The sequence below is a fragment of the Rufibacter radiotolerans genome (genome assembly GCF_001078055.1).
Classification (GTDB): Bacteria; Bacteroidota; Bacteroidia; order Cytophagales; family Hymenobacteraceae; genus Nibribacter; species Nibribacter radiotolerans.
In genome coordinates this window covers 4034118-4047956 of record NZ_CP010777.1, presented here as the reverse complement: position 1 = coordinate 4047956, position 13839 = coordinate 4034118, and the positions used below count along the sequence as shown (strand labels likewise).

The window sequence follows — 13839 nt, the reverse complement described above, 5'->3', positions numbered from 1 at the left end:
GCGTCACGTAACCATCTGATTTCACACCCGGGGCACGTGCCCCTATACTACGTAAAACTATGAGCCTGAAAGAAAAAGTAGAAACCGGAATCAAGCAAGCCATGCTGGCCAAAGATAAAACCCGCCTGCAAGCCCTGCGCGCCATCAAATCACAGATTCTATTAGCCGAAACCGAGAAAGGCGGCGTGGACGCCCTGGCCCCGGATACCGAACTGAAACTTCTGACCAAAGCCGCCAAGCAGCGCCGCGAGTCGGCTGAGGTGTACCGCACTCAGTCCCGGCCCGACCTGGAAGAAGTGGAACTGGCTGAGCTGGCCGTGATTGAGGAGTTCCTGCCCCAGCAGATGGACGAGGGAGACCTGCGCGAGCGTCTGGTAGAGATTATTCAGCGCGTGGGCGCTTTGGGGCCTTCAGACATGGGCAAGGTGATGGGCGTGGCTTCACGGGAGCTGGCCGGCCAAGCCGATGGCAGAGCCATTTCCAACGCCGTGAGCGCGCTCTTGAATAACCCTAACGCCTAGTACTTCCCACGCGTGACCACCTTTGACCTTTTTCTGCTGTTGCCGCTGGCCTACGGGGCCTTCAAGGGATATTTCAAGGGCCTGGTGCTGGAGATTGCCTCTTTGGCCACCCTCGTGATCCTCACGGTCTTCGGGATGAAGCTGGTAGGGCTCCTGACGCCGCCTATCCATGAGTGGCTGGGCGACAACGCCGGGTTCCTCCCGTTTGTGCCGTACCTGCTGGTGTTCATTGGCATAGGGTTGGCGGTGCGCGCGTTTGGCATGGTGGTCAAGAAAGGGGTGCACCTAACGCCTTTCGGGGTGCTGGACAACCTGATAGGCGCGGGTATTGGCGCCGGAAAATGGGCCTTTGCCATCTGCCTGCTGGTGTACTTCGCCAATGCCACCGGGCTGGACACCTCGCTGCAGATAGTGAAGGAGTCTGATGTGTACCCGTTTTACCTGAATGCCGCCCCCGGGGCTTGGGCCTTTGTGCAGTGGATCATTCCCTTCGGCCGTGAGGCCCTGGAAGCCTTTGCGTAAATAAGGTCTCAAACTTTAAATGAAATACCGTTTTAGGCCTGTTTTTCTGAAAACAGGCCTAAAACGGAAATCTCTTCTCTTTGAGTATCAAACCTTTACTTTCTGGTTCTTCTGTTTTAGGGCTGTTTTAAAGAAAACAGCCCTAAAACAGAAGAATATCTTTTTCTCCTTTCTCTGCGTTTCTTCCCTGTGCTGCTGCTTTTAGACAATTTTGATTCCTTCACCTATAACCTGTTTGACTATTTCAGGCAACTGGGGGTGGAGGTAGAGGTGCGGCGCAATGATGTGTCCTTACAAGAGCTGCAGACGCTGCCTCTGGAAGGCATTGTGCTCTCGCCGGGGCCAGGTACGCCCGAGCGGGCTGGCGTGATGCCAGAGGTGATCTCCTACTACCATGACCGGCTGCCCATGCTGGGTATCTGCCTGGGGCACCAGGCGCTGGGGCAGTTCTTCGGGGCCAGGGTGGTGAAAGGGCTGCTGCCCATGCACGGGAAGGTCTCCAAGATACACTGCGTGCCAGACCCTATTTTCAAGGACGTGCCGGCCGTAACCGAGGTGGTGCGCTACCATTCGCTGGTAGTGCAGGAGTCACCGGCAGATTTGCTGCCGCTTGCGCAGACAGCCCAAGGGGAATTGATGGCTTTTAAGCATGCGCACTTGCCGTTGTATGCGTTGCAGTTCCATCCAGAGGCGGCACTTACCCCTTATGGGCTGCAAATGCTCAGAAATTGGGTGAATATTGCTAATATTACATCCCTATAATTGTTTCTACTTACATTCATTACAAGCGATTCTCTCACATGAACTTGGAAATCAAGAAGGAAGGCGGGTTTGAGTACATTGATGAAGGCCAGGGCGAAGTGCTCTTGCTTTTGCATGGTCTGTTTGGGGCGCTGAGTAACTGGCAGGGAGTAGTCTCTTATTTCCAGAAAAACTACCGGGTGGTCATTCCGCTGATGCCGCTCTATGAAATGCCCTTGCCGCAGGCCAGCGTGCCGGGACTGGTGGAGTTTGTGGAGGACTTTGTTGGCTTCAAGAAACTTTCCAACCTTACCTTGCTGGGGAACTCGCTGGGCGGCCACGTGGCGCTGGAGTATACCTTAAAGAACCCAGAACACGTGAGCCGGTTGGTGCTGACGGGTTCCTCGGGGCTGTTTGAAGACTCCATGGGCGGCTCGTTCCCTAAGCGCGGCAACTACGGCTTTGTGAAAGAGCGCGTGGAGTACACGTTCTATGACCCGGCCACGGCCACCAAAGACCTGGTAGACGAGGTGTTTGACATCACCAACAGCAACACCAAGGTGCTGCGCATCATCTCCATTGCCAAAAGTGCGCAGCGTAATAACCTTGGCAAAGACCTGGGTAAGATCCATGCGCCCACCTTGCTCATCTGGGGCCTCAATGACACCATTACCCCGCCTATTGTGGCCCATGAGTTCAATAGATTGATCCATAATTCAGAACTTCATTTCATTGATCACTGCTGTCATGCGCCTATGATGGAACATCCTGAGACCTTTAACAGTATCTTAGAGAGATTCCTGCTAAAGACCGCTGCCGTATGATTGCTGAAGAACTGATTAACCAGAAGGTGCCGCCGCTCAAACTCTCTGACTCTGGCAAGAAAGCCGTGCAGTGGATGGATGAGTTTCGGCTAAACCAACTGCCTGTGGTAAAAAACCGGAAATACCTGGGTCTGGTCACGGAGGAGAACGTGCTGGACGCCAAGAACCCTGAGCTTATCCTGGAAAACATTCCCTTTGATTTTGAGCACGTGCATGTGCAGCAGAACCAGCACTTTTACAACGTGATGGAGCTGGCCATCAAAAACAAAGTGCAGGTGGTGCCGGTTCTGGACGAACTGCAGGAGTACCTGGGCGTGATCACGGTAAACGATACCATTGCCGCTTTTGGCCAGATGTCTGCCTTACAGGGGCAGGGGGGGATTCTGGTGCTCTGCATGAACGAGCGTGATTATTCCCTGAGTGAGATCAGCCGCCTGGTGGAATCTAACAACGCCAAGATTTTGAGCGCCTATGTTTCACCAGATGAGCTGGATATCTTTAAGATTAAGCTAACTTTAAAGATCAATACCACAGACCTGGGCCGCATAGTGGCAACCCTGGAGCGGTTTAATTACAAGATCACGGCCCAGTTCCATGACACCCCTAACGTGCAGGATGACCAGGACCGGTTAGACCAGTTGTTGCGGTATATCAATATTTGATTTCAAAGGGAACGGTACGCAGTCGCCATATAGGCATTCCTCTATTCATCTTGAGCAGAACCTAGTATGAAAATAGCAATAGTTGGCAAGCCTGTGAAAGAGGAAGTGATTCCCTTTGTGCACCAGCTGTTTGAAATTCTGCTGCGGCAGGGAATTAAGGTGACGGTGTCTGAGCAGTTTGCTGAATGTCTTGATCCTTTTCTGCCTATCCCGGCAGAGGTAGATTATTTTAACAGGGAGACCAGTCTCCATGACGTTTCCTATATGCTTTGCCTCGGCGGCGATGGTACCCTGCTGGATGCCGTTACCTACGTAGGGCCCTTGCAGATTCCTATCATGGGGATTAACATGGGGCGGTTGGGCTTTCTGGCCTCCGTGCCGTATGCGCAACTGGAGGTAGCAATTGATTCTTTGCTGAAAGGCCACTTTACCTTAGATGAACGGTCTCTGATACACCTGGACAGTGACCAGGAGGTGTTTGACGGCAAGAACTTTGGGTTGAATGAATTCTCCATCCTGAAGCGGGATACCTCTTCCATGATTGCGGTGCACACCTATATAGACGGTGAGTACCTGAATTCCTATTGGGCAGACGGCTTAATAGTGGCCACCCCCACGGGATCTACCGGATATTCCCTATCTTGCGGCGGGCCGGTAATGATGCCGCAGACGAACAATTTCGTGATCTCTCCCGTATGCCCTCATAACTTAAACGTACGGCCCCTCGTAGTGTCTGACAGAAGTGTGATCTCCTTTGAGATTGAAGGCCGCAGTACCAAGTATCTGGTATCCCTTGATTCCAGATCAAAACCGGTAGATGCTACCATTCAGTTGGCGGTACGGCGGGAAGAGTTTAATGCAAGGCTTATCAGGCTTAACCAGATAAACTTTTTAACAACTCTGCGTACCAAGATGCACTGGGGACTGGACCACAGGAACGGATAATTAAAAGATTTATATTAAAAAATCCTATATACCTATTTGTTATATTGAAAAAAGGTATAATTTTGTCGGCGGCAGTTTAGGCGCACTTTAGGAAAAAATTAAAAATTCAGTAATAGTTGATGGCATGAAAAAATTATTCTCTACCTTATTTATCTTATTTGTTCTCTTAACCACTGTTCTCTCAGAGGCTGAGGCACAGCGTTTTAACAGAAGAAATCTTTACAACAGCGTAGGGATCAGCCTGAACGCCATGAACTATTTCGGCGATATTACCCCTGAGTCTGACTTTACCAGCTTGCGCCTGAACTCTACCCGGCCAAGCGTTGCGGTGAACTTCACCCACAAGTTTACGCCACGTATTTACGGACGTGCCGCTCTTTCCTGGGGTCGTATCACGGGTGATGACAGCAAAAGTGCATCTCCTACTGAAAGCGAAAACGAGCCTCGTTACAAGCGTAACCTTAGCTTCCGTAATGACATTAAGGAGTTGAACCTGGTGGGTATTATAGACCTGTTTGAAAACAGAAGATCTTACCTGCGTCGTCCTGACTTCACACCTTATGCCTTTGCAGGGGTAGCTGTTTTCCACCACAACCCTAAAGCCTACTATGATGGTGGCGCTGCAGGTGTTCCAACCGGATGGTATGAGCTTCAGCCTTTGGGTACCGAAGGTCAATACGCAAGTGGTGCAGGATATCCAGAGCCGTACAAAAAAGTACAGTTTGCTATTCCTTTCGGTTTAGGCGTAAAATACAAACTGGCTCGTAGCTGGGATGTAGCCTTTGAAGTTACCTGGAGAAAAACCTTCACTGACTACCTGGATGATGTGAGCACTACCTATGCCGACAAAAATGATTTGTTAGCCATGGGTGGCGATAACGGAAGAAGAGCAGCCGTTCTTTCAGACAGAAGCGCTGAAACCGGAAGATATTCAACTGTGACAGATGCCAACGGCTTAAGCCGCGTGGAAGGTTACGGCAGAAAAGGTGACCAAAGAGGTGACGCTTCTGATGATGACTGGTATATCACCACTGGCTTTACGCTTAACTACATCCTGAGCCCAATTGGCCGCGGACCTAAATTCCGTTAAGCCGGAACACTTTTTGATTTTGAGTACATGATTTTACAAAAATTACGCACACTCCTTATTTGCACCTTGGTACAAATAGGGAGTGTTTTTTTTATCTCCCCCGCCATTGCCCAAATGCAAATGGGCCAGCCAAGAACCACCAGTGAAATAGGCGTGGGCCTTGGCGGAATAGTTTACAAAGGAGAAGTGGCCCCGCGATACAGACTGGCCAACAACCGGCCGGCCCTTACGGTTTTCTACAAAAAGGATATCTCCAATGCGGTTGCCTGGCGGGGAAGCCTTTTGTTGGGAAGAATTAAGGCTGAAGACTTTGTGCCTGAGAAAAAATCCTCCTTGGGCAATGACTTGCCACTGGCTAACTACAGAAGAGCTACCGTCATCACCAGCCTGCTGGAGTTGAGCGGAGGCATAGACTATAACTTCCTGGACTATTATGACTTCCGGCAGAACGTAAGGTGGACTCCTTACTTTACGGTGGGTTTGGCGGGCTTGGTTTATAATAACAAAACCACTGCGGCAGACGAGTCCATCATCTACCCGGCCGGGAGCGATAAGTCATCTGCCTACAGAACTTCCTATGCCCTGGCCATTCCCATTGGCGCGGGTATTAAGTACGCCCTTTCTGAAAAGTGGAACCTGGGCCTTGAGGCTGGCGTGCGGATGATGCTTTCTGACGAGTTTGACAACCTTACCTCTCAGAACCAGGCCGTGATGAATAAGTATAACAATGATCTCTATTTCTACAACGGGATCAGCCTTTCCTATACCTTCTATAAGATTAATTGCCCTGTCTCGCCGGCTAGTAACACAACTATCAAATAAGAATAAAGTGCAAAGTGCTTAGCTTTTCCTAAATTGCATTGAAATTTCTTTTTTTAATGAGCATAAAGGAAAAGATAGATATAGGCAATTTGCCGCAACATGTTGCCGTTATCATGGACGGGAACGGTAGGTGGGCAAAGAAGAAGGGGAATCTCAGGATCTTTGGTCACCAGAACGCCATCACCGCCGTGCGGGAAACCGTGGAGGCGGCGGCTGAATTAGGCGTTAACTATTTAACTCTCTACGCTTTTTCTACAGAGAACTGGTCAAGGCCTAAGTTTGAGGTAGATGCCTTAATGAAGTTGCTGGTTAGCACCATCCGCAAGGAGACGGAGACGCTAAATAAGAACAACATCAGGCTACAGGCCATTGGGGACCTGGCTTCTTTGCCGGCAGCTTGCAGAGCTGAGCTGGAGGAGGCCATGGAGATTACCAGCCGAAACACCAGAATGACCCTGGTATTGGCCTTAAGTTACAGCGGGCGGTGGGAATTGGTGCAGGCTATGCAGAAAATAGCGGGCCTGGTAAAAGCCGGTGAACTGGAGCCATCTGCCATAGACGAAAACACCATCCGCCAGAACCTGAATACGGCCAATATGCCTGATCCGGAGCTTTTGATCAGAACCAGCGGCGAACAACGCATTAGTAATTTCTTGCTTTGGCAATTAGCTTACACAGAGCTATATATTACAGATCTGTTGTGGCCAGATTTTAGAAAAGAACACCTTTATGAAGCCATACTTGCTTTCCAGCAAAGGGAGCGCCGTTTTGGGAAAACAAGTGAACAATTACAAAAAGCACAACCTTAATGAGTAAGTACTTTTGGCTAGTATGCCTCTTCGTAATGTCTGGGGCAGCAGCCTCAGCTCAAATCAGAATTGGTCTTGGTAGCGGCAACTCAGCAACAATTGATTACGCTAACCCTCGCAAATATGAGATTGGCGGTATTACCGTAAGCGGTGCTAAATTTCTGGACCCCAATACTTTGATCTCCCTGACCGGCCTACGGGTAGGTGATGAGATTGAGGTACCAGGTGATGCCATCAGCAAAGCCATCCAGAAACTCTGGGACCAGGGTATCTTGGGCGGGGTAGATGTGCGGGCCACCAAGATTGAAGGAGACAAAATCTTCCTTGATTTCTTTCTAACCGAGCGCCCGCGTTTGTCGCGGTTTGATTTCTCCGGTACCACCAAGTCACAAGCAGAAGACCTTCAGAAGAAAATTTCCCTTAATAAGGGAAGGGTAGTGACCGATGACCTTTTGAGTTCTACCCGTACCACCGTTCAAAAATTCTTCCAGGAAAAGGGTTACCTCAATACCCAGGTAGTCATTAGACAGACGCCTGACTCCATCATTGCCAACAGCGTTGCCTTAGAAATTAAAGTAGACAAAGGCGAGAAGGTGCGCATTGGTGAACTGGACATTGTAAGGCTTAGAAACGGCCAGGTAATGGAAGACGAGGGAAACCTTTTCTCCAGGCTTTGGGGCGATGATGAGGCCTTTACAGAGGGCAAGCTGAAACGTCAGTTGAAAAAGACCAAGGAGAAGAAACTCTACAAGGTGTTTACCAGCTCTAAGTTCCAGAAATCTGAGTTTGAGAATGACAAGAAGCTGCTTATTGAGTTCTATAACAAAGAAGGCTACCGTGACGCCGCCGTTATCTCAGACTCTGTCTATACCATAAGTGATGACCGGATTGGCATAAAGCTGGTGGTAGATGAGGGCAATCGTTACTTCTACCGTTCTATCTCCTGGAACGGCAATTACCTTTATAATGACGCTGTGCTGGCCAGAATTCTTGGTCTTGGCAAAGGCGATGTGTATAACAAAGAAGAGCTGGACAAGCGCCTGAACTATAACCCAAGTGGCAGTGACATTACCTCTCTGTACATGGATGACGGTTACCTGTTCTTCCAGATTGAACCGGTAGAAGTTGCCGTAGAAGGTGATTCCATTGACATTGAGATGCGCATCAGCGAAGGTTCTCAGGCTAAGATCAATTCAGTCTCCATCTCTGGCAATACCAAAACCAGTGACCACGTAATCCTCAGGGAACTACGGACGTTGCCTGGGCAGAACTTTAGCAGGGCTAATTTGATCCGTTCACAGCGTGAGCTTTCCAACCTGGGCTATTTTGACCCCGAGAAGATTGGCATGAACCCGGTGCCTAACCCTGAGAACGGAACCGTTGATATCCAGTACTCAGTAGAAGAGCGGCCAAATGACCAGATTACCCTTTCTGGTGGTTGGGGCGGTGGCCTGGGCGCGGTAGGTACCGTAGGTCTGGTGCTCAATAACTTCTCCATGAGAAAAGCCAAAGATTGGAAAGAGTGGAGACCGGTTCCTTCTGGAGACGGGCAACGTCTGGCTTTGAATATTCAGGCCAACGGCAAGCGCTACCAGTCTTATTCGCTTTCTTTCACAGAGCCTTGGTTAGGAGGGCGCAGACCAAACTCATTGACGGTTAGCTTAAGCAAATCTGTTCAGCGTTTCAATGAGTATGATGAGTTTGGCCAGTTAAGAGATGCCAATATTGATATCTCCGGGGCCAGCGTGAACCTGGGCCGTAGATTAAAGTGGCCAGATGACTATTTTACCTTGAGTAACTCTATTTCTTACTTCAGGTACAATATGAGCAACGGTGCTTCTATCTTCAGGGGCTATTCTGAGGCAGATAAAATAAAGGATGCCAACAACGTTTCCTTTATCACGTCCTTCGCCAGAAACAGTATTGACAACCCAACCTATACCCGTTCCGGTTCTTCTATTGGCTTGAACGTAACGTTTACCCCGCCTTACTCCCTGTTCAAAGATGGGTCTAACTCCTTCCAGTGGATTGAGTTCCACAAATGGATGTTGGATGCTTCCTGGTTCCACTCCCTGAGCGGCGACGGTAAGTTGGTGTTGAACACACGGGCTCACTTCGGGTACATTGGTACCTACAGCAAAGACGGGGTCATTGGTCCGTTTGAAAGATTCAAGTTGGGTGGCTCTGGTTTAGGAGGTGGTTCGTTTATTGTGGCCACAGACTATATTGGTCTGAGAGGCTATGAAGATGAAAGTATCACGCCTAATGCCGCCGGGGGTATCGCCTTTAACAAATATGTGGCGGAACTGCGCTACCCTATCTCATTGAACCCGGCCGCTACGGTGTTTGTTTTAGGGTTTGCAGAGGCCGGTAACAACTTTGGCAGCTACCGCGAATATGATCCTTTCAAATTATACCGCTCGGTAGGCCTTGGGGCCAGGGTATTTATGGCTGCCTTCGGGTTGCTAGGATTTGACTACGGTTGGGGGCTTGATACCGTTCCTGGCAGACCAGGATCTAACGGCGGTCAGTTCCACTTTATCATAGGTCAGCAGATAAGATAGTTGGAACAGTATTTGTAGATAGATATAAAAATGAGGAAGCTAGCGTCTCTTTTGTTTATCAGCCTGTTCCTGCTATGCGGGATAGAAGTCAACGCCCAACGTTTTGGTTATATTGACTCAGGGTTTATATTGCAGAAGATGCCGGCCTACAAGAACGCCCAGGAGGAAGCTGAGAAGCTTTCACAGGGGTGGCAGAAGGAGATTGAGAACATGCGGGCGGAACTTGAGAAGCTTCAAAAGAGTTATCAGGCTGAGGAGATCCTGCTCACCCCAGACATGAAGGTGAAACGGCAGGAAGAACTCACTCGGAAAGACGCCGAGCTAAGAGAGTTCCAGCGGAAGATGTTCGGGTTTGAAGGAGCCCTTTTCAAGAGACGCCAGGAATTGGTAAGGCCAGCCCAGGACCAGCTATTTGAAGCAATAGAGAAAGTAGTAAGGGCACGTGGCCTTAACTTCATGTTTGACAAGTCTGGTGATGTGGTCATGTTGTACACAGACCCGCGTCATGATTACACTGAATTTGTACTGGAGGAGTTAGGATTGGCCTCTAAAGAGCAAAATGCGGCGGGCCCTAAGCCAGCCGATGCTCTGAAAGACAATCCGGCAGATGTTCCCCCGCTCCCAGAGAGTGCGGAACCCACTGTGAACCCAGCCAAAAAACCTGTACCTAGCCGCAAGGCTACTCCTGTTAAAAAGAAAAACAATTAAACAAACTAAGTAACTTAAAATGAACAAATTGAAATCTCTTTTGGTAGCCGCTTTCTTATTGGTAAGTGTGGCTTCATTTGCACAAACGGGAAATGTGAAGATTGGCTATACCAACGCCAACTACATTATCAGCCAATTACCAGAAAGCCGTCAAATTGAGTCTGATTTAAAAGCCCACAGCAGCCAGCTGGAAAAAGAACTCCAGAACAAATACAAAGACTATCAAACCAAAGTAGAAGCCTACAAAAAAGGAGCTCCTACTATGACAGACGTAGTTCGGGCAGACAGAGAGAAGGAATTGACTACGTTACAGGCCTCTATTGAAGAGTTCCAGCGTAACGCTGATGCTTCTTTACAGAAAAAAGAGCAGGCTGCCTTAGAGCCGGTAATGAGCAAAATCCAGAAGGCTATTGATGAGGTTGCCAAAGAAAACGGCTATACCCACATCTTCACCGCTGAGGCTTTGTTGTACGGACCTGAAGATGGAAACAACTTCACTGACCTGGTTTTGAAGAAAATGGGTGTGACGCCAGCTCCTAAAGGAGCGGCCTCTACTTCCCCTTCCGCTGTAACGCCAAAGCCAGCCGCTTCTACCGCTACTCCGGTTAAAAAGAAAAAATAAGGGTAAACCCTTTATTGGTAAGAGCCGGTAACGATAAAACGTTACCGGCTCTTTATTTTTGTGCTATATTCTGAAAAACACGCCTAAAACGCCATGCTGGAACCTGGGCACCTAAGAGAAGATGAGGACGCCGATGAAATATCCGGTCCTGATTCAGATGAGTTGTTTGAGCACCACCGTATTCAGGTAGACAAGGGTCAGGCCCTTCTGCGCTTGGATAAATTCCTGATGGACCGCTTACCCAACGTGACCCGCAACAAACTACAGGGCGCCATTAAAGCCGAGTCTGTGCGCGTGAACGGCAACGTGATCAAGGCCAGCTACCGGGTAAAACCCCTGGACGTGATCACCATCACGCTAGCCAACCCGCCCCGGGAAACAGATGTCTTGCCAGAGAACATTCCCCTAGACATCATGTTTGAAGACTCTGAGCTTTTGATTGTCAATAAGCCCGCGGGAATGGTGGTGCACCCCGCCTACAATAACTGGACCGGTACCCTGGTGAATGCCCTGGTGTACCACCTGCAAAATCTGCCCACCCACCGTAACGGAGAGATACGGCCCGGGTTGGTGCACCGCATAGACAAAGATACCTCTGGGCTGTTGGTGATTGCCAAGACCGAGCTGTCTATGGCTTACTTAGCCCGCCAGTTTTATGACCACTCTATTGAGCGTACCTATTACGCCCTGGTGTGGGGCGTGCCGGCGCAGCCAAAGGGTACTATTGTGGGCCACATAGGCCGCAGCCTCAAAGACCGTAAGGTTATGGCCGTGTACCCCGATGGTGAGTTTGGGAAGCCCGCAGTGACCCATTATGAGGTGCTGGAAGATTTCTCCTATTGCAGCCTGATCAAATGTAACCTGGAAACCGGGCGCACGCACCAGATACGGGCGCATATGAAGTATCTGGGGCACCCCCTGTTCAATGACGCCACCTACGGCGGAGATAAGATCTTAAAGGGGCAGCAGACGGGTTCTTACAAAGCGTTTGTGCAGAACACGTTTGAGGCGCTTCCGCGGCAAGCCCTCCACGCTAAGTCTCTGGGTTTTGTGCATCCGGTCTCGCATGAGAACATCCATTTTGAGTCTGACCTCCCGGAGGATTTCAAGGCGGGATTGGAGCGGTGGCGCCAATACGGGAACATGCTGGCCACCAGATCCAACTAACTAAATAGTTAGCCATAACTTTATAGTATTAGTGACAGAGGACTGTTTTGGGCCTGTTTTCCGGAAAACAGGCCCAAAACAAACCTTTGTGTTTCTGTAAATTCAGGCCACCCACATTTACAGGTTCTAGCACCCAAGCACAACGGTGAATAGGAGGGAAGACCAGAATGCTTCAGCAATGGGCAAGGAGAACTTAAGACCAATTTACGTTTTAAGCCTGTTTTTCTGAGTTCGGCCCCAAACCAGGGAACGTGAGCGATTGACGGAAAAGAGTAAGGCATAAAAAAAGCGCCACTGGTGAGAGTGGCGCTTTTTTTTATAAATGGATTCTAAGCTTATTTCATGGATTTCAAACCATTCAAGCCGTTAGTGGCATCAGCGTTGGTGGGGTCAAGCGCTTTTACCTCTGTCCAGTATTTAGTGGCATTGGCTTTATCTTTCTTCAGGTAATAGAAGTAACCTAAGTAGTTGTTAGCCGTGATCAGGTCTTTCTTGTACTTCTCCTTATCACCAGAGGTAAGCTTGATAAACTCCTCATAGTGCGGTTTGGCCAAGCCTAATTTGGTGTCTGGGTCCAAGTTTGAATTTACCCGGGCTCTCCAAAGGTGACCGTACGCATACGTTGGGTTGGTAGTGGTGATGATCGCGTACACGCTGTCAGCGGTCTTGTAGTTATCATTCAACTCATAGGTATACCCGTAGTAGAACAGATCTGTATTGGAAGGAGGCGTTACCGCAAACTTAGCTTTGTAAGCCTCAATGGCTTTAGGATAGTCCTTAAGGCTTAGGTACTGCTTCGCCAGAAGGTCATCATAAATCGGGTTCTTAGGGTCTAGCTGCTTGGCTTTCAAGATCAGGTCAACGGCTTCCTGGGGCTTCTTGTTCTCCACCAGAATATTGGCGTAGTACTCGTAGTCAGAAGGAATACGCTTGGTCTCATCATATTTAGCGAAGTATGATTTCATGGCCTCCAGGGCTTTGTCATACTGCTTGGTGTCAAAGTAAGAGTAAGCCAACAGGCGGTTCATGGCCACATTATTGGGGTCTACCTTCAAGACGTTCTGTATCTCTGTCATGGCATTGGTGTAATCCTTTGTCAGGTACAGGATAGAGGCGTATTTAGCACGGGTCTCAGGCGTGTTTTCAGCCAGAGAAATGTACTTGGTTATGTATTCAGAGCTCTTAGGGAACTGCTTTGCTAAATAGTACAGCTCTGCCAGCTCTAAATAAGAGGGAGCGAACTTAGGATCGGCGGCTACTGCTGCCTCTAAGTTTTCACCTGCTGACTTATAGTTTCTGGATTGTACATAAAGTTTTCCTTTGCTATAAAGTGCACGGGCGTTCTTCGGCTCAAGGTTTAGAGCTTTATCAAAGTTAGCCAGCGCCTTACCACCATCAACGGTTTTGTTGTTGAGGTAAGCTTCTCCCAAAAGAATAAAGGTGTTGGCATTCTTCTGGTCTTTGCTCACTACTTCTTCCAACAGCTTAATAGCAGGGGAAAGGTCCTTCACGCCGGTGCTTACATAAGCTTCGGCAATGGCTACCTTCACGTTATTGTCCTTAGATTTTGTCATAGCCAGGGCTTTGTCAAAATGCTGTTGGGCTTCTGCGGTTTTATTCTGCTGCAGGGCAGCTTTGCCTTGTTTTACCAGGCCTAGGGCTGAATTGTCCTGTACCAGGTTAGTGGCAAGTATATTTTGCTCCAGATAGGCGTGTACGGCTGCAGTTGTCTTACCAGAACCCAGGCCCACATTAGTGGCTGATGCTCCAGCGGAAACAAACAAAGCGGCCGCTAAAACTCCATACGTCTTCCAGTTCTTACTCATTGGTTGTGGTTGTTAG

General features: G+C 49.2%; 14 protein-coding genes. 13 read left to right on the top strand and 1 reads right to left on the bottom strand.

Annotated elements, in window-relative coordinates; translation table 11 throughout:
- The first annotated feature begins 59 nt into the window (after positions 1-59).
- The 13 genes from TH63_RS16450 to TH63_RS16390 all read left to right on the top strand — a co-directional run bounded on the left by TH63_RS16450 (position 60) and on the right by TH63_RS16390 (position 11997).
- On the top strand, positions 60-521 hold the full coding sequence (locus TH63_RS16450) for a GatB/YqeY domain-containing protein (RefSeq protein ID WP_048921911.1): 462 nt from the start codon (positions 60-62) through the stop codon (positions 519-521).
- Positions 522-533: 12 nt separating this feature from the next.
- Positions 534-1043: a CvpA family protein gene (locus tag TH63_RS16445; RefSeq protein ID WP_048921910.1), complete on the top strand. Its 510-nt coding sequence runs from the start codon at positions 534-536 to the stop codon at positions 1041-1043.
- A gap of 189 nt (positions 1044-1232) precedes the next feature.
- The gene (locus tag TH63_RS16440; RefSeq protein WP_048921909.1) at positions 1233-1805 is read left to right on the top strand and encodes an anthranilate synthase component II; all 573 of its coding nucleotides are present in this window, start codon (positions 1233-1235) and stop codon (positions 1803-1805) included.
- 38 nt (positions 1806-1843) lie between these two features.
- Positions 1844-2608, top strand: a complete 765-nt coding sequence (locus TH63_RS16435) for an alpha/beta fold hydrolase (RefSeq protein WP_048921908.1) — start codon at positions 1844-1846, stop codon at positions 2606-2608.
- Entirely contained in the window at positions 2605-3270 is a 666-nt protein-coding gene (locus TH63_RS16430) for a CBS domain-containing protein (RefSeq protein WP_048921907.1), read from the top strand. Before TH63_RS16435 ends, TH63_RS16430 begins: the two co-directional genes overlap by 4 nt.
- Before the next feature lie 66 nt (positions 3271-3336).
- Entirely contained in the window at positions 3337-4215 is an 879-nt protein-coding gene (locus TH63_RS16425) for an NAD kinase (protein ID WP_048921906.1), read from the top strand.
- 124 nt (positions 4216-4339) lie between these two features.
- Complete coding sequence (locus TH63_RS16420) at positions 4340-5305, top strand: DUF6089 family protein (protein ID WP_048921905.1); 966 nt, start codon at positions 4340-4342, stop codon at positions 5303-5305.
- Between the two features lie 120 nt (positions 5306-5425).
- On the top strand, positions 5426-6127 hold the full coding sequence (gene porG, locus TH63_RS16415) for a type IX secretion system protein PorG (RefSeq protein WP_048921904.1): 702 nt from the start codon (positions 5426-5428) through the stop codon (positions 6125-6127).
- A gap of 62 nt (positions 6128-6189) precedes the next feature.
- The gene (locus TH63_RS16410) at positions 6190-6936 is read left to right on the top strand and encodes an isoprenyl transferase (RefSeq protein ID WP_048922913.1); all 747 of its coding nucleotides are present in this window, start codon (positions 6190-6192) and stop codon (positions 6934-6936) included.
- A gap of 35 nt (positions 6937-6971) precedes the next feature.
- Complete coding sequence (gene bamA / locus TH63_RS16405; protein WP_231583492.1) at positions 6972-9500, top strand: outer membrane protein assembly factor BamA; 2529 nt, start codon at positions 6972-6974, stop codon at positions 9498-9500.
- A 30-nt stretch (positions 9501-9530) separates the two neighbouring features.
- Entirely contained in the window at positions 9531-10208 is a 678-nt protein-coding gene (locus TH63_RS16400) for an OmpH family outer membrane protein (protein WP_048921902.1), read from the top strand.
- Positions 10209-10227: 19 nt separating this feature from the next.
- Positions 10228-10830: an OmpH family outer membrane protein gene (locus TH63_RS16395; protein WP_053093839.1), complete on the top strand. Its 603-nt coding sequence runs from the start codon at positions 10228-10230 to the stop codon at positions 10828-10830.
- Positions 10831-10923: 93 nt separating this feature from the next.
- Positions 10924-11997 (top strand): RluA family pseudouridine synthase, encoded by a 1074-nt coding sequence (locus tag TH63_RS16390; protein ID WP_048921901.1) that lies wholly within the window; start codon positions 10924-10926, stop codon positions 11995-11997.
- A 335-nt stretch (positions 11998-12332) separates the two neighbouring features.
- On the opposite strand, the gene TH63_RS16385 is transcribed toward TH63_RS16390, so the two are convergent.
- Positions 12333-13823 (bottom strand): tetratricopeptide repeat protein, encoded by a 1491-nt coding sequence (locus TH63_RS16385; protein WP_082161766.1) that lies wholly within the window; start codon positions 13821-13823, stop codon positions 12333-12335.
- Positions 13824-13839 lie beyond the last annotated feature (16 nt).